The organism is Neorickettsia findlayensis (assembly GCF_009856525.1).
Lineage (GTDB): Bacteria > Pseudomonadota > Alphaproteobacteria > Rickettsiales > Anaplasmataceae > Neorickettsia > Neorickettsia findlayensis.
On sequence record NZ_CP047224.1, the window covers coordinates 585,251 to 603,696 of the forward strand.

Annotated in this window: 10 protein-coding genes; 2 read left to right on the forward strand and 8 right to left on the reverse strand. The window is 41.7% G+C overall.

Features of this window, described 5'->3' with window-relative positions:
- Nucleotides 1-177: 177 nt before the first annotated feature.
- The 3 genes from rnhA to greA all read right to left on the reverse strand — a co-directional run bounded on the left by rnhA (nucleotide 178) and on the right by greA (nucleotide 2,308).
- Entirely contained in the window at nucleotides 178-633 is a 456-nt protein-coding gene (gene rnhA / locus GP480_RS02695) for a ribonuclease HI (RefSeq protein ID WP_160095643.1), read from the reverse strand.
- A gap of 419 nt (nucleotides 634-1,052) precedes the next feature.
- Nucleotides 1,053-1,832: a class I SAM-dependent methyltransferase gene (locus GP480_RS02700; RefSeq protein ID WP_160095645.1), complete on the reverse strand. Its 780-nt coding sequence runs from the start codon at nucleotides 1,830-1,832 to the stop codon at nucleotides 1,053-1,055.
- A gap of 2 nt (nucleotides 1,833-1,834) precedes the next feature.
- Nucleotides 1,835-2,308: a transcription elongation factor GreA gene (gene greA, locus GP480_RS02705; RefSeq protein ID WP_160095647.1), complete on the reverse strand. Its 474-nt coding sequence runs from the start codon at nucleotides 2,306-2,308 to the stop codon at nucleotides 1,835-1,837.
- 292 nt (nucleotides 2,309-2,600) lie between these two features.
- Here greA and lpdA point away from each other — a divergent pair, with 292 nt between their 5' ends.
- Nucleotides 2,601-3,986, forward strand: coding sequence for a dihydrolipoyl dehydrogenase (lpdA, locus tag GP480_RS02710; protein WP_160095649.1), 1,386 nt, complete (start codon nucleotides 2,601-2,603; stop codon nucleotides 3,984-3,986).
- 34 nt (nucleotides 3,987-4,020) lie between these two features.
- Here lpdA and GP480_RS02715 read toward each other — a convergent pair whose 3' ends face one another.
- A complete protein-coding gene (locus GP480_RS02715) occupies nucleotides 4,021-4,665 on the reverse strand; it encodes a hypothetical protein (RefSeq protein ID WP_160095651.1) in 645 nt (214 codons plus the stop codon).
- 1 nt (nucleotide 4,666) lies between these two features.
- The gene (gene typA, locus GP480_RS02720) at nucleotides 4,667-6,457 is read right to left on the reverse strand and encodes a translational GTPase TypA (RefSeq protein WP_160095653.1); all 1,791 of its coding nucleotides are present in this window, start codon (nucleotides 6,455-6,457) and stop codon (nucleotides 4,667-4,669) included.
- Nucleotides 6,458-6,773: 316 nt separating this feature from the next.
- Between typA and GP480_RS02725 the strand changes: the two genes are divergently transcribed.
- Nucleotides 6,774-9,224, forward strand: coding sequence for a DNA polymerase I (locus tag GP480_RS02725; protein WP_160095655.1), 2,451 nt, complete (start codon nucleotides 6,774-6,776; stop codon nucleotides 9,222-9,224).
- A 96-nt stretch (nucleotides 9,225-9,320) separates the two neighbouring features.
- Here GP480_RS02725 and GP480_RS02730 read toward each other — a convergent pair whose 3' ends face one another.
- The 3 genes from GP480_RS02730 to rpoB are packed head-to-tail and all read right to left on the reverse strand — an operon-like array spanning nucleotide 9,321 to nucleotide 18,439.
- Entirely contained in the window at nucleotides 9,321-10,145 is an 825-nt protein-coding gene (locus GP480_RS02730; protein ID WP_160095657.1) for a cytochrome c oxidase subunit 3, read from the reverse strand.
- A 35-nt stretch (nucleotides 10,146-10,180) separates the two neighbouring features.
- Nucleotides 10,181-14,308, reverse strand: coding sequence for a DNA-directed RNA polymerase subunit beta' (gene rpoC, locus GP480_RS02735; RefSeq protein WP_160095659.1), 4,128 nt, complete (start codon nucleotides 14,306-14,308; stop codon nucleotides 10,181-10,183).
- Nucleotides 14,309-14,362: 54 nt separating this feature from the next.
- Nucleotides 14,363-18,439: a DNA-directed RNA polymerase subunit beta gene (gene rpoB / locus GP480_RS02740; protein WP_160095661.1), complete on the reverse strand. Its 4,077-nt coding sequence runs from the start codon at nucleotides 18,437-18,439 to the stop codon at nucleotides 14,363-14,365.
- Between the last annotated feature and the right edge of the window lie 7 nt (nucleotides 18,440-18,446).

An 18,446-nucleotide genomic window follows, 5' to 3' on the forward strand; every position in this document is an offset into this window, starting at 1 on the left:
AGCTTTGCTTATTCAAAGATCACACAGAGGGGATAGCATTGAAAGACCGTTTCACTCGACACCAAATAAAAATTAGGTTGCAATTCTTAGTACTGGGAAGTCCTAATAAGACACCGCGGTTCTTTCATTGGAAGAAATAATCACTAATGACCATATATAAAACATGTAATAAAAACTTTATTCAGGGTCGCAATTCGTAAAAGAAGCAGCTTCTTTTCTCGCCGCTCTATCAACAATTTCGTTATAATGATCACCGTTATGAGCTTTAACCCACAACCATCGTATAGTATGTTCGGCCGCAACTGCATGTAGCCTGACCCACATTTCCTTGTTTTTCACAGCTCCCCCTGAGGAGTTACGCCAGTTGTTTTTCATCCAACTCTTTATCCAAACAGTGATACCTCTATAGACATAAGTACTATCCGTGTACACAGTGACTCTTTTTCCTTTTTGATCAAACGACTCCAGAGCTTTTATTACAGCAAGCAACTCCATCCTGTTATTTGTGCTATCCGCTTCTCTCCCAGAAATTATCTTTTCGCCAACACCTCTCTGAATTATCATGGCAGCCCAACCACCGGGACCCGGATTACCCAAACATGCACCATCGGTGTATATCACGCATTCTTCCATACTGAAAACCTTCGATCGTCAATATCTTATCAATTTGAAATGAACAATGATATCGAATTACTTCTTCTACCGCGCATAACTTGCTAACTACCTATAACACAACAAGTACACAGCTTTTGCGGCACTGACAAAATATCGTTTGACATGAAGCATACCCTCCCATATCATATGGTGTCTAAACACATTTACAGCCCATTCCGACTAGATTATTTATCTGACTCAATGGATAGTAGCTATACACTATCTACTTCTGTACCGTCTAAATAATACGTTGTCTCATTTGAGTTAAACTATTTATCTGATTCAACTACAGTACCAATGCTGACCATTTCTGCATTGGCTTAACATATTTCGTCTTATTTAGGTGAAAGCACCCAATATGACCTCACTTGAACAGCGCAAATACAAAAAGCACAGACTCAAGCACCTTTCATTGCGACAAGTACCAGCACCTCAAATGTGGCTTTGATTCCATCAGGACAAAGTCTTTTATATTCCGTTATGATTTTTCTGAGAGTGCTCATGGTAGTCATACCATAATTGATCCCTAAAATTGCACTACTTTGCGCAGTAGCATGTATATCAGTGAAAAGCTTATCTACGCTCGAGTATTCAACGACTACTTTTTCACTCGTCACAACAGGAAGCGCAAATCCAACTCTTTGTATGAGCCTTCCTGCGTCCTTAATATGAATAAAAGGAGACACTCTAGGCACAAAGCCATCATCCCTGTCTGCATTGAAGATAGCTTGCTTTAGTTCTAGCAATGTTTCAGGACCAAAAAGACTGACAAGACATATACCACCAACCTTCAAGGATTTGTATATAGCTGAAAAAGCATTAACTAAATCATTCACATGGTGCATAAACATACCACTTATGACGAGATCGAAATTATTTTCCCCGAGTTCAAAGTTGTCATCTTCGACGACAATCTTCTTACCAAAAATGGATTCTAGCATTTCGTGACATACATCCAGGTGGACGATATTCTCAAAAGAAAGACCTTCAAACTCTTTTAAGCTTATGAGAAGCTCCCCCCTGTGGGCACCAAAATTGAGGACGTCACTGAAGGTACCATTTATCTTCTCAAGCAGGAGTGCATATATCTCCAGTAAAAGGTAATAGTGGGATGCATTCACCCTAGCAAAGCGCTTCCTACGCGCAATTATGGCTCTTGTATTAAAGAGACGCTTCAACTTTACCTGAATTCTACACTTAGGATTTTATAGGTTTTCCTACCGCTCGGGAGATCTATTTCCACGATTTCACCGACTTCCTTATTCATTACTGCCTTTCCTATTGGCGAAGACACAGATATTTTTCCTTCCTTTATATCAGACTCGAGGTTACCTACGATCTTGTAGATTAGCACATTCTCACTTTCCATATTTTCTAGCGTCACGGAAGCACCAAACTTTACCCTTTTGCCGGTAAGCTGGGAAACATCTATCACCTCTGCCTCTGAAAGATATAACTGCAATTCCCTTATTTTTCCTTCAACAAAACTTTGCTCCTTTCGGGCCTCGTGGTATTCAGCATTTTCAGAAAGATCACCTAACTCCCTTGCCTGAGCGACTGCGGCTATAACTGATGGCTTCACTACTTTGACAAGGTTGTCTAATTCTTCCTGAAGTTTACAATACCCCTCCTTAGTGATAGGTAACTTTCGCATCCTGTACCCTCCAAAAGACAAATTTTATGCCAACAAAACAAAAGTAAGCGCCGTGATTCTACATCAAAATCCCATAAGAGTACACAAACCACAATTTCACTATTGGCTAAAATGTTTAATAAAGGGGACAGTACACAGTTTTTTTCTCAGTGATTTTGCCCCTTATCAAGGCAAGTCTGTGCAGCAGAAAACTAACCAAAAAGGAGTTGCGGCGTAAAACAAAAAATAGCAAAAGATTTTCAGCATAAAATTTTTGTAATACCATTCAGACTTGTATCACTTTTTTGTGAAAATGTCTGAGAAAGAGTTTGATGTAGTTGTCATAGGTGGTGGTCCTGCTGGGTATGTATGTAGCCTAAAAGCAGCACAACTCGGTATGAGGGTTGCGTGTATAGAAAAACGCGCTTCTCTAGGCGGAACCTGTTTAAACGAAGGATGTATTCCTTCTAAGGCTCTACTTCACTCATCCTACGCTTACTACTCTGCTAAAAAGCACTTCGATGTTCTCGGAGTAGAATGCTCTGATGTAAGGTTGAACCTAAAAAAGATGATGGGAAATAAATCCAGAATAGTAATGGAATTATCGCAAGGCATCGAGTTTTTATTCAAGAAAAATAAAGTTACCCGGTTTACTGGAACGGGCCGCATATCAGTTAAGGGTGACATGGAAAAAAAGTCCGTCATTATTGATAAAACTGAGACCGTACACGCAAAGTACATTGTTATTGCAACAGGGTCTGAAGCAGCTGAGCTTCCATTTGTGAAATGTGATGAGAAAAATATCTTATCATCACGTGGAGCACTACAACTAGACTCTGTACCCGAAAGCATGATCATCGTTGGAGGTGGAGCGATAGGGCTGGAAATGGCTTCCATCTGGTCAAGACTTGGCACTGAGGTCACTCTCATAGAATACGCGGATAGGGTCGCGGCAGCCTCAGATGGGGAAGTCAGCGTTTATCTTTTGAAATCACTAATAAAACAAGGCATCAAGTTCCATCTTTCCAGTAAGATTACGGAGGTAAAAAAAGAAAAGTTCATTTCCGCAACCTTTGAGAAAGATGCAAAAAGAGAAAGCATATCAGCAGAAAAAATTCTGGTCGCAATTGGCAGGAAGCCACACTCAGCCGATATCGGTATTGAGCTAGATAAGAACCCCTCTGGTTTCATAAAGGTGGATAAGAATTTTCAAACCAGCATTCCTGGAATATACGCCATAGGGGACGTGATTCCTGGTGTAATGCTAGCCCACAAAGCCGAGGAAGAAGGGGTAGCTGTTGCAGAAATCTTAGCAGGTAGAACGGGACATGTTGGATGGATTCCGTCTGTAATATATACTCATCCAGAAGTTGCAAGTGTAGGAAAAACCGAAGAAGAATTAAAAGCCATAGGTATAAAATACAAAGCCTCTAAATTTCCGTTTGCAGCGAATAGTAGGGCCAAAACAACTAACGACACAGAAGGTTTTGTAAAGATGCTAGTTGATGAACACGATACCATACTTGGTGTCCACATAATTGGACCATCTGCCTCTTCACTTATAGCTGAAGCCGTGCTGGCCATGGAATATGGCGCTTCAGCAGAGGATATCGCAAGAACCTGCCACTCTCATCCAGATCTAAACGAAGCAATGAAAGAAGCTGCCCTAGGAGCATTTTTCAAACCACTACACTCCTAATGATTTCTACTCCAGAGTTGGGTTGATATGGATTTTACAGTCCGTTCGCCCGCTGTACCTCTACTTGTTGCACATCGCAGTACACTTTCTTTGTTTTCTCTGTCATCGTAGAAAGTGTGTCGGTCGTAGAGCTTTGCCTTGCAAGCACGTCATCTAGAACTGCATTCAGTTTAGCAACATACACTGATGATTCTCTACGGTCCACAACCGAAGATAAAGAAGAAAGTGATCCTAAAATGAAGAAAAAAAGCATCAGAGTGGCATAGCCTGAGATTGCAAGTCTTCCCTCTTTGTAAAAAAAGGTAACGACTGTAACACCAACACCGCTGGCCATCTGAGCCATTATCTCAGCAATGAAAGTAGGCCGAATGCGTTTTTTCTGCTTTTCAAATGGAGTATACCCTTCTCTTGAAGAAGACAAGATCATACAGCTTTTTTCATAGGCAACTTTGATATGATTACACGTGCCACTTCTAGTGTGACTCACATAGAGTACAGAAGAAGAAATAACCATCTGCAGCAAAATGCTCATTGCCAGAAGTATGTACGTAACTTTTTTCTGCCCTCGCAGCATGCTTAGAGCCATTGCTGCACCCCTCAATGCTGCTATAGATAAAATCTCTAGGAGCACTCCACAATGCTTACCGCGTACATTTTCCTTGGCTTTTGCGCACTTCATCTTAGACGTTCTTTTTTTTCCTCATATTGGGATCTAATATTTTTTTACGCAACCTCAGAGATAACGGGGTCACTTCAACAAGCTCATCATCGTTAATATAGGCCATCATTTCCTCCAAGGTCATTATCAGAGGCGGACTAAGTTTAACCGCCTCATCACTACCAGCAGCACGAATATTGGTGAGCTGCTTACCCTTGAGGACATTCACATCAAGATCATTACCCCTGCTATGCTCACCCACTATCATCCCACAGTAGACTGGATCCTGTGGCTTCACAAACATTATGCCCCTATCCTGTAGATTGAAGAGCGCATAAGCAACAGCTTCCCCTTGTCCATTCGACACCAAGACACCATTAGACCTACTCTCTATTCTCCCCGAATAGGGCGCATATCCATGGAATACTTTATTTAGTATACCACTTCCTCTAGTGTCTGAGGAGAATCTCCCGTGGTATCCAATTAATGAGCGTGCAGGAATATGATACACCAGTCTTACTCTTCCTCCCGGATAATTTTCCATCGCTTGCATGATTCCTTTCTTTGCGTTTAGAGTTTCCATTACTATCCCTGCATATTCTTCATCCATATCGATTGTAAGTTCCTCGATCGGCTCCATTTTTTGACCATTTTCGTCAATTCTTATCACTACCTTTGGCCGTGAAACAGATAATTCAAAACCCTCTTTCCTCATGTTCTCGATCAGAACACCAAGCTGTAGCTCCCCGCGCCCCATAACTTCAAACTGCCCTTCTCCTTTTTCTTCCATTTTTATCGAAACGTTCGTTTTTACCTCTTGTAGAAGACGCGCCAAAATCATACGAGAAGTTAATTTATTTCCTTCTTTACCAGTAAAAGGAGAAGTATTGACAGAAATGTTTATGGAGATAGTTGCAGGATCAATTGGCATAGCATTGATTGCTTTATCCACGGATGGATGACATACGGTATCAGTTACTGATGTATCAGCCAAACCAGCAATAGCAATTATTTCACCGGCTTCTGCATTCTCAACAACCTTCTTCACCATGCCGTCAAAAATTTGCAATTTTGTTATGCGAGAATTCTCTAGCAATTCCCCATTCAAATTTATCGCCTTTACGGATGCATTCACTGACACAGAGCCTTGTTCTATCTTGCCAATTAAAATCCTTCCAAGGAAATTGTCATTCTCAAGCATTGTAACAAGCATTGCAAAAGGTGCCTCACTGTCATATTTTCGGACAGGTGTATACTCTATTATCGTCTCTAATAGTGGTACGAGGCTTTCTCGCTGATCGTCAAGGTTACGAACACACCAACCATCTCTACCAGAGGCATACAGAACCGGAAAATTTAGTTGCTCATCATTCGCCTCTAGAGCAAGAAAAAGATCGGATATTTCATTGATGACCTCTTCAATTCTCCTATCTGGACGATCAACTTTGTTTATTATCACTATAGGTCTCAATCCTACCTTAAGCGCCTTCGAGAGAACAAACTTTGTTTGCGGCATAACACCCTCTGCACTATCAACAAGTAGCATAACAGAGTCCACCATTGACAGAATGCGCTCCACTTCGCCTCCAAAATCTGAGTGTCCTGGTGTATCTATAAGGTTGATTTTCACATTCCCGTAAGACACAGAAGCAACCTTTGAGAACATTGTAATACCACGTTTCTGTTCTAACGGATTTCTGTCCATACCGACCTCATCCAAAACATTGGCCTGCCTAAGCAAATTATTAGTCAAGGTTGTTTTTCCGTGATCCACGTGAGCAATTACGGCTATGTTTAGAGTGTTGTTATTCATATAAACCCAGGGCTACTCGTGGGATTATAACATAAATAAAATAATATTGAGGACATGAGGTTCCATATAAAGATGCCATTTTTTACAAAAAATTACATGAGCAAATACAGTAACCCAGAAACACAGCAAATCTCGAAAACCACACACAATTCGTCACCGCAAAGAATAAAATAATTGAAAAAGAAATAAAGTCTTTTCAAAATTGAAGAAATTGCACCAGGTGAGGAACAGACAGTATGAGTTACTAACATGTAAAGGGTGACTAACTATTCGTATGTAGTACAATTCACACTCTAACACTAGGGAAAGGTACTCAATGTCTAAAACCTTAATGATAATAGACGCATATAACTTCCTCTTTAGCGCGTACTTTGCTCTCCCAAACCTAACACACGACGAACTGCCAGTGGGAGCGGTATATGGTTTCTTAAATATATTGCTAAAGCACCTTCGAAACAAACCAGAATATCTGGTCGTTGCACTGGATAATGGCAAATCGACATTTAGAGAAAGTATATACGGCAACTACAAAGCAAACAGACCGCCAGTTCCCGGAAACCTGACCCCACAATTCGCTCTTCTTAGGGAGTGCGTAGATGTTTTAAATCTTAATCCACTCGAAATTGAAGGGTTTGAGGCTGATGATATCATAGCAACTCTGGTAAGGAAGTTTTCTAAAAGTGACATAAAAATAAAGATACTTTCGACCGACAAGGATCTTATGCAACTTGTCAGTGAGAATGTACATATCGTAAATCCAATAAAAAACAGGATTATAGGAATTAACGAGGTTAAGGAAAAATTTGGTGTCTTTCCAACACAAATGACAGATTTTCTCTCCCTTGTTGGTGACGCATCTGACAATATTCCAGGAGTGCCTGGAATTGGCGTAAAAACAGCTGCAAAACTTCTTAATACATTTGGCACAATAGACAACTTTAGACTTAATGAAGTCTCACCAGCAAGAATTAGAGAAAGTCTTCTTAGACACCAAGATCAACTTACTCTATCAAAAAAATTGGTCTCGCTTGCAGATAATATACACATTCAGTGTTCTCTCGATTGTATACGCTATCAGCAACAAGATGATACAAAACTATTAACCTTTCTACAAAAATACGGCTTTAAAAACCTTATTCCAAAACTAGTTAAGAGTACTCCTAAACAGTCACTGCATATTATAAAATCGACAAATAAAATCAACGATTTTATTCTTAGCGCCAAATATGGAGGCCAGATTGCCATTTATAAAAATGCTCGGGAAACTATTTTTAGTACACAAGAGAGCTCGATCATAAGTGATCTCAACACACTCAAAGATTTGCTTACAGATCAGTCAATAAAGAAAATTTTTCATAGTGACAATATACCCCATCCCGACCCTGCAAATGAGTCTTTTGAGGATTTAAAAGTAATTGCTTATCCTCTGAATACTTTGAACACAGATCTTGAGTACTTATTCTCACACTACCTCGGAGAAACTTCCACGGAAGCGTTTCATAAAAGGCTAAATGAACTTTATGCAAAACTACGCAATGCAATGTTCACAGAAAAGGTACTTACTCTGTACTATAAGGTGGACAAACCTCTGATTAACGTCATAAAACACATAGAAAAGAATGGTATATCGGTGGATGTAGAACAACTACACTCACTATCCACGCAAATATCAAGCGAACTAGAGGAAATAGAAAATAAGATCTTTGATACTGCTGGAAAGACTTTTTCTCTGCAATCACCAAAACAACTTGGAAAGGTATTATTCGAAGAAATGCAAATACCCATTCAGAAAAAGTTGAAAACTGGCTTACCCAGCACAGACAACGAAGTGTTGACTAAACTAAGCCTTCAGGGCTATGTGATTGCAGACGATCTCCTATCGTGGAGACATTATATTAAACTGAAAACTGCATACATAGATCCACTTCTTCTGAAGGTAAATCCGAGTGAAAAAACACATCGTATCTCCACTACTTACTCCACAACACTTACACTTACAGGAAGGTTGAGCTCATCGAATCCAAATCTTCAAAACATACCAAGAGAAAAAAGTATACGAAAAATTTTTACAGCAAAAGAAGGACATCATTTTTTATGTGCGGATTACTCTCAAATCGAACTAAGAGTTCTTGCGCACATCGCGAACGTAGAGCGTTTGCAATGCGCTCTAGCAAGTGGCTCGGATCTACACACACTTACAGCAAGTCAAATTTTTAAAACGGATAAAATTACGCCAGATTTGCGCAACAAAGCCAAGGCGGTAAATTTCGGCATAGTCTACGGAATAACAAACTTCGGATTATCAAAACAGCTCGCGATCTCAAAAGAGGAAGCAGCCTCATACATACAGAAATATTTCGATGAATATCCAGAAATCAAAAGCTATATGAATCGCATAAAGAGTCAAGCAAAAAAGGATACTTACGTCAAAACAATAATGAACCGTAAATGTCCCATTCAGAATATAAATAGTGATAATCATTTGATCTCACTCGTAGCAGAGAGATCTGCCATAAATGCTCCTATACAGGGCACAGCCGCAGATATCATACGTGCAGCTATGGTTCGAATAGCACAAGAAAAAGAACTACTCTCACACGTGGTAATGCAGGTACATGATGAGCTTGTATTCGAGCTCGAAACAACTGTAATCCAGCAATTGGCAAAAAAAATAAAACGAATAATGGAAGAATTCCATGAAATACCACTCTTGGTAGAGCTGAAACACGGACCGAACCTTGGAGAACTCGAGGAATTAAAACTTTAGCAAAACACACTAGCCAAAAAGAAGTTAAGCCCTACAACACGTAGGGCAAACGAAACTCACCAAAAAGCATGTGCTTAGTACCTAGTGTAGCGGAAACTAGAAAGCTACGCTCAGCCAGTACAAAAATGCAAACAGCAAAAGCCAAACCACATCGACAAAGTGCCAATACCAGGCAGCAAACTCAAGCCCCAAATGATTCTGAGGAGTGAACTGTCCAGCTCTGGCACGGAAGTAGCAGACCGCAAGAAAAACTGTACCAACAATCACATGAAGCCCATGAAAACCTGTGGCTATATAGAAATTAGATGAGTAAATAGCCTTGTAACCCTCCTCGGCAAGTGCAAAGGTAGAGTGATAATATTCGTAGCCCTGTAAGCAAGTAAAAATTAACCCAAGCACCACGGTGTATAAGAGTCCTTTGATTACACCATCGTTATCACCCTTAAGTACAGAACGATGCGCCCAGGTCACAGAAGCACCTGAGAGAAGAAGAATCATTGTGTTAAGAAGCGGCAAATTCCATGGATTAACAGCCGTGATACCTTCAGGAGGCCAAGTTAGTCTTACTCCAGGCCAAGGACCTTCCATAATGTATGCCGGATCAAGCCAAGCCTTGAATATCGACCAGAAGAACGTAAAGAAAAACATCACCTCCGTAAAGAGGAACAATACCATTCCTATTCTCAATCCCCTCTGAACAAGAGAAGTATGCGCCTTACCTACAACGCCATCAGCAACGACATCCCGCCACCAGTAAAACATACAAGCTAAAAGGAGTACCGTGCAAGAAAAAAGGGCAAATCGACTATAAGGAAACGAATGCATAAAAAACGCAGCCGAAGCCAGCATTCCAAAAGAAGAAGCGGCAGTAAAAATAGGCCAAGGACTAGGATTCAAAACATGAAAACCATCTTTACTCATACTCAACTACACCTCGAAAAACAATAAACAGTATACTAAACAGAGGTCATATCACCATCTACTCCAACAGATACCTGTTTACCTCGCTGCTCGCCAGTAAATTCGCGCTTTAACTTATCGATAAAATACCCAGCACCAACAGGCAACAACCTACCTGCTATGATATTCTCTTTCAGACCTCTTAACCTGTCAACCTTACCGGCAACTGCAGCTTCTGTTAACACCTTAGTAGTCTCCTGAAATGATGCTGCCGAAATAAACGACTCTGTTTGCAAACTTGCTCTTGTAATGCCCAATAGGATCGGTACATAAGAACAGCATCTCAACCCCTGTGATGCCATAACTTCATTAATCCGCTCTACACGAGACTTATCAATCTGCTCCCCAATTAGGAAAGTTGTATCACCAGCATCAGTGATCTCAACTTTTTGTAGCATCTTACGGATTATAACTTCAATGTGTTTATTATTGATTTTAACACCCTGCAACCTGTAGACACGCTGTATCTCGCTAATCATGTACTCCGCAAGAGCTTCCAAACCAAGCACCCTGAGGATCTCGTGCAAATCCGGGTCACCATCCATAAGGGGCTCACCCTTTCTAATAAAGTCGCCCTCACTAACAATCAAATGTCTACCTTTTGGTACAAGGTACTCATAAATTCGCTCTTTATCTTCACGAGATCTGACAATAACTTTTCTTTTTGATTTATAGTAATCCTTTGCGAATTCGACGTAACCATCAATTTCACTAATCACCGCATTAACTTTAGCTTTTCTCGCTTCAAACAGCTCGATTACACGAGGTAGACCACCAGTAATATCACGTGTCGTTGTTGACTCTTTTGTGATCTTCGCAATCACATCTCCAGCTTCAACAACATCGCCATTTGATACACTTAATATTGCTCCAAGCGGCAGCAGATAAACCGCATCTTTGGACTGCTGACACGTTGCAATTGAACCAGTTTCATCAAGTATTTCGACGCGTGGACGCAAACCTGACGAAGACTCCGCCTGACGCCAATCAACAATCATTCTATTTAAAATCCCGGTGCTCTCATCATGAACCTCATTGTATGAGACACCCTCTATCATATCCGCATAAGACACCTTACCGGACGCCTCTGCTATTATCGGAACAGTGTACAAATCCCAGTCAGCCAACTTCTTCCCAATTGGAACGACTTCACCTTCTTTTACATATACAGTCCCACCATACTGCACCCTACCTTGGAAGTGTTCTATACCAAGAGAATCGATCAATAAGATCTCAAACGACCTACTTAAGACAACATAGTTGCCATCACGGTCCGTGATCAAGTTCGCGTTTGTAAACTTAACCTTACCCCCACAAAACGCGACCATACTCGAGTTTTCCACCCTGCGCGTTGCGGCACCACCAACGTGGAATGTTCTCATCGTTAGCTGTGTTCCAGGTTCACCTACCGACTGAGCAGCAATCACACCTACTGCCTCACCAAGGGCAACCAACTTCCTATTCGAAAGATCTGCACCATAGCACTTGCGACATATACCGTGTTTACTCGTGCATGTGAGAACCGAACGAATCCGAACCGAATCTATACCAAGCGACTCTATTCTCTCGATAGACTTATAATCGAACATCTCTCCCGCACGCACTATCACGGAACCATCCGATGGGTCTATAATATCGGCTGCAGAAACCCTACTGAATATACTGTCACTGAGCGGTATAATCACCACACCGCCCTCAACGGTGGCACGAACCACCAGCCCCTCAGAGGAGCCGCAATCCTCCTCAACAATAATAGAATCCTGTGCTACATCAACTAACCTACGAGTCAGATAACCAGAGTTCGCAGTTTTTAATGCCGTATCTGCAAGCCCCTTACGCGCGCCATGCGTAGAGTTAAAGTACTCTAACACACCCTGTCCTTCTCTCAAATTTGATATAATCGGATTCGGGATAATCTCACCAGATGGTTTGGCCATCAGTCCTCTCATCCCAGCAAGCTGTTTTATCTGCGCGGCGGAACCCCTAGCACCGGATTGTGCCATCATAAAAATGGAATTCATCTCTGCAACGCTTTCGTACCCAGAAATTCCATCCATCATGTCTTTTGCAACAAGGTCTGTACACTTTTGCCATGCATCAACAACCTTATTGTACTTTTCGTGTTTGGTAATCAAACCCTCTTGATACTGAAATTCGTACTCCTTGACCTCTTCGTTTGCTCTTTTTACATGCTCTGCTTTTGTCGGTGGCACAACCATATCATCTTTCCCAAAGGAAATACCCGAAAGCGTAGCATACCGAAAACCCAATTCCATGATGCCGTCTGCAAACTCAACAGTTTTACCATGACCACAAGTCCTATACACCAAATCAACCAGATTGCTTATATCTCTAACAGTAAGCACCATGTTTATACTCTCAAACGGCACGCCTTTTGGAAGAATCTTAAATAACTGCAATCTACCAAAAGTTGTTGTATAAACCTTGACCTCACCCTCTAGTTCAACACCACACCTGATTTTAGTGTGAAGCCTAATATCACCATTCCCAAAAGCATACTCAGCTTCCCATGCAGCACAGAAAGTCACCGGGTGAACAACATCTCCTTTCTCCTCGAGGCTTAGATAATACACACCTAAGACTATATCTTTAGATGGGATAATAATCGGCCGTGAATTCGCTGGATTCAGGACATTATTCGTCGACATAACAAGCAACCTAGCTTCAACCTGTGCCTCAATAGACAAAGGCACGTGAACAGACATCTGATCACCGTCAAAATCGGCGTTAAAAGCAGTACAAACCAACGGGTGCAACTGTATAGCCTTACCTTCAATGAGAACCGGCTCGAATGCTTGGACACTCAACCTATGAAGCGTAGGTGCTCTATTCAAAAAGACAGGATGCTGATGAATAACCTTTGCAAGTACATCCCAAACTTCCGGCTGTTCATTTTGCACCATTCTCCGAGCAGTCTTGATCGTTGGCGCAATCCCATAAAGCTCCAGTTTAGAGTATATAAAAGGTTTAAATAATTCTAGCGCAATTTTCTTAGGCAAACCGCACTGGTGGAGCTCTAAAGCTGGACCAACAACTATCACGGATCTTCCAGAGTAGTCTACGCGCTTACCAAGCAGATTTTGCCGGAACCTACCTTGTTTTCCCTTAAGCATATCACTAATGGATTTGTAAGGGCGCTTGTTACTACCTTTAATAACCTTTGCACGACGCCCATTATCAAAAAGTGCATCTACAGCTTCCTGTAACATGCGCCTTTCGTTATTTATGATGATATTAGGCGCTTTCAGATAGATCAGACTTTTCAGTCTATTGTTCCGGTTGATCACTGACCTGTACAATGCATTCAAATCAGAGGTCGCAAACCTTCCTCCATCCAACATTACAAGCGGTCTAAGATCAGGTGGCATTACCGGTATGACATCCAAAATCATATCAACTGGCCTACTATCTGATCCAAGAAACTGTTCTACTAGACGCAACGTCTTAATGATCTTTTTCTTCTTTACTTCAGAATTTGTTGCAGCCGCTTGAGAGCGCAATTTCACTGCCATCTTTTCCAGATCCAGTGAGGCAAGCATATGCCTGATAGCCTCGGCACCTATCATCGCAGTAAACGAGTCAGGACCGTACTCACGAACCGCATTCATATAGGTTTCATCAGTGATGAGCTCGTGCTTAGTAAATGTAGTAACACCCGGATCGATCACTATATATAGCTCAAAGTAGAGCACCTTCTCCACGTTTTTAAGCGTCAAATCCAGCAAGATGCAAATCTTCGATGGAAGAGATTTCAAGAACCATATATGTGCAACAGGACTAGCCAATTCTATATGGCCCATACGCTCACGGCGTACCCTAGAGGAAGTAACTTCTACTCCACACCTCTCACAGATTACCCCACTATACTTAATCTTTTTATATTTTCCACAAAGACACTCGTAACTCTTCGTCGGACCAAAAATTTTTGCGCAAAAAAGACCATTCTTTTCTGGCTTGAACGTCCTGTAATTGATAGTCTCAGGCTTGGTGACTTCCCCATAAGAGAGAGAGCGTATCTTATCAGCACTCGCAAGGGAAATCTTGATACCATCAAAATCAACCGAGCCGCCACCACTCTGGCGAAAACTCCTAAAATCTCCCATAAACAAAAAGGACCACCCCTATAGAAACCGAAAGCAAATATTCTCTTTAACTAACTACTGTTCCGATGCCGCTAATGCAAGACCGCCAAAATCTTCTTTTTTTTCTAAGTCGGAACAAAACTCCACATTTAAACACAAAGCCCTCAACTCATTCATCATCACATTAAAGGACTCGGGAACACCATAGTAAAAATCATTATCACCACGCACTATTGAATCGTACACATTGACACGACCTACTACGTCATCAGATTTGATGGTAAGCATTTCCTGCAACGCAAATGTTGCACCATAAGCTTGCAATGCCCAGCATTCCATTTCACCAAAACGCTGTCCACCAAAATGTGACTTTCCTCCAAGTGGCTGCTGCGTTATCAAACTGTAGGAGCCAATAGAGCGTGCATGAATCTTATCATTCACTAAGTGATGCAACTTCAGCATATACTTGCACCCGACAGTAACCTTCCTATCGAACTGCTCACCAGTTACACCATCATATAAGACTTCCTGACCCGAAGGATCCTTGCCTGCAAGAACCAACAACCTTTCTATCTCATCTGTCTTAGGCCCCTCAAAAACCGAAGCCGCAACTGGAACACCGTTTCTTAAGGAGCGCGAATACTCAACTATTTCAGCATCCGACATCTTCTTAAGCCTCGCCATCATTTTCCTATCGTTCTTGTAAATCTCGAGAATCAACGACTTCACCTCAGAGTAGTTACCTTCATCAAGTAATTTCGAGATTTTCTTACCCAAATTGTACACAGCCCAACCAAGATGTGTCTCAAGAATTTGTCCTACATTCATCCGCGAAGGCACGCCCAGAGGGTTAAGTATGATATCTACAGGTGTACCATCAGCTAAGTAAGGCATATCTTCCACCGGAACTATCCTGGAAATAACACCTTTATTTCCATGCCTACCCGACATCTTATCACCCGGTTGAAGCGTATGCTTCACAGCGACAAAAACCTTGACCACCATCAGAACGCCCTGTGCCAAATCATCGTCACCACGAATTTTTTCGAAATTCTCTTCGTAGGTCTTATTAATTTCATCAAAGCGATCAACGAACCTTTGTCTCAAGAGCTTTATAGAAGAGATTCCATCAACACTAAGCTTCCACCAATTCTCCCTATCTATCTTTCCAAGGGCATCCTCCGTAATCACATCACCCTTCGAGATAGGAGCCAAATTATTAAGGGCAACCTTACCAACCAGCATTTCCCTAAGAAGCGAGTAGATATAGTTCGTTAACACCGCAAGCTCATGGTCACGTCTTGCTTTTTCAGCATCAATGGCCTGTTTTTCTATCAACAACGCCCTACCAACCTTTTCTATACCTCGACGTTGCAATACCTTCACATCTACCACACAACCGGACACACCCGGTGGTAAGTATAGAGATGAATCTTTCACATCAATCGCTTTTTCTCCAAATATGGCACGTAGTAATTTTTCCTCAGGTGTAACAGGCGAACTGCTTTTAGGCGTCACCTTTCCTACCAGAACATCTCCAGCCTCAACGTTCGCTCCAACACACGCTATGCCAAACTCATCAAGACAGTGCAAAAACTCTTCTGCCACACCGGAAACATCCCTTGTTATCTCCTCAGGTCCCAATCTTGTATCACGAACAACGCATTCGAACCCTTCTAAATGTACTGAAGTAAAAAGATCGTCACGAACGACATTACTCGAAATGACAACAGAATCCTCAAAGTTATAGCCACGCCACGAAAGAAAAGCTACCACTAAATTCCTTCCCAGAGCCAACTCACCCTTTTGAATCGCTGGTCCGTCAGCAAGAATATCACCCTTTTTAACGCGCTGTCCCTGATGGACGACACACCGCTGGTGTATGCATGTATTGTGATTCGACTTTCTAAACTTACATAACGTATAAGAATCAACCCAGAAATCGTCCTTGGACTCCGATGCGACAACTATATTCCTGGCATCTATATACTGTACAACGCCTGCACGCTTAGCAACTATTACAGCACCAGAACCACGTGCTACATAGCCCTCCATCCCAGTCCCGACTAATGGTGCCTCAGGTACGATGAGTGGTACAGCTTGTCTTTGCATATTTGAACCCATGAGAGCTCTATTCGCATCATCATTTTCCAGAAACGGAATCAAAGAGGCAGCAACTGAGACGATCTGTTTAGCTGATACATCTGCAAATTGGACCTCGCTACGCGGAATAAAAACATTTTCATAATTCCTGCGACAGTATACCAGATCATCGAGTATATACCCTTCCTCATCAACACGAACACTGGCCTGACAAATATTCGCCTTTATTTCATCAATCGCAGAAAGGTACGTGACTTCATCTGTGACACGGCCATCACGTACATAGCGATATGGGGTCTCTATAAAACCATATTTGTTGATCTTCGCATATATAGCGAGACTATTTATTAGTCCAATAGTCGCACCTTCTGGTGTCTCCGTTGCACAGATTCTACCGTAATGCGTGGTATGCACATCCCGCACCTCAAATCCTGCTCTACCTCTATTCAACCCACCTGGACCCAAAGCTGATATACGACGTTTATGTGTAATTTCTGAAAGCGGATTAGTCTGATCCATGAACTGTGACAGTGCAGAAGACATGAAAAATTCACGAATGACAGCTCCAAGGATTTTAGAATTTATCATTTCACACGGCATCACCGTATCAAAGTCCGCAGTTGCCATATTTTCGACAATAACCTTGGCCATTCTGACAAGTCCGATGCGAAATTGATTGTCCATAAATTCCCCAACAGACCTAACGCGCCTATTGCCAAGATGATCTATATCATCAACGTCCCCAACCTCCCTTTGCAAAATGGCCAACTCTTTTACCGTGCAAAAAATGTCTTCCTTCGTCAAAACAGTCAAACTTTCGTCATGATTTAGATTAAACTTAGCATTTAACCTGATCCTACCTACATTCAGGAGATCGTATCTTTCAGGAGAAAAAAAGAGCGACTCAAACAATTTCTCCGCAGACTCAATAGAAGGAATCTCACCCGGTCGAATAACTCTATATATTGAGAGCATCGCCTCTTCGTAAGAGCAATCGTACTGCAAAACGGTACCGAATATGTAATTACCCTTGAGCTCGACTAACTTAATAGAATCTACATCAAGAAATTCCAACTTCGCAACATGTTCTTTTGTCAACTTTGTACCATGTGGAAGAAGAACCTCCCCTTTAGTCGAGACAAGATCATCAGCGAGGTACATATCCTTCATGACCTCCAAATCCATATAGCAATAGCGCAATCCTTTCGCATATAGATTTCGCGCCAACACTATGGAAATCCTGTTACCCTTTGCTAAAACCAACTCGCCTGTCTCGGCATTGATAAGATCGTATTGAAGACGGACCCCCTTGAACTTTTCCGGAACAAAGCAAACTGTCCACCTACCATCTTTACTCAAACGACATTCCGAAACTTCACAAAATCGAGTGAAAATATCCTTGTTTGATAACCCTAAAGCCCTAAGCAAAAGAGTTATCGGAAGTTTTCTCTTTTTATCTATCCGAAAATATAATACGTCTTTGGCATCAAACTCAAAATCCAACCAAGAGCCCCTATAAGGTATGATACGTGCAATATAATTGAGCTTGCCGGAGATCGACCTGGCTTTGTCATTATCGAAAAACACCCCAGGTGCACGGTGCATCTGGGATACAACAACCCTTTCTACACCATTTATTATGAATGTCCCGTTCTTAGACATAATGGGTATATCACCCATGTATATCTCCTGTTCTCTTACATCCTTTACTGCCTGCTCATTCGACACCTCCTCATCATCTTCGGCAGACGTCTCATCACCAAAAACAACTAGCCTAAGTACTGCCCGGAGTGGCGCCGAGTATGTAATACCTCTTTCAACACATCCATATTCATCATGCTTAGGCTCACCTATTCTGCAGCTCACAAACTCGAGAGAAGCTCTACCATATCCATCATTCACTGGAAAAACGGATGCAAAAATATCGTTGATTGAAGAGACAGCACCGCCTCCACCTATAAACGAAGCGTAAGAATCTTTCTGCACTTTCACTAGATCAGGAAAGTCAAAAAGCAGCTCATCAAAGTATAACCTGTGAAATTCAGACATAAGAGAA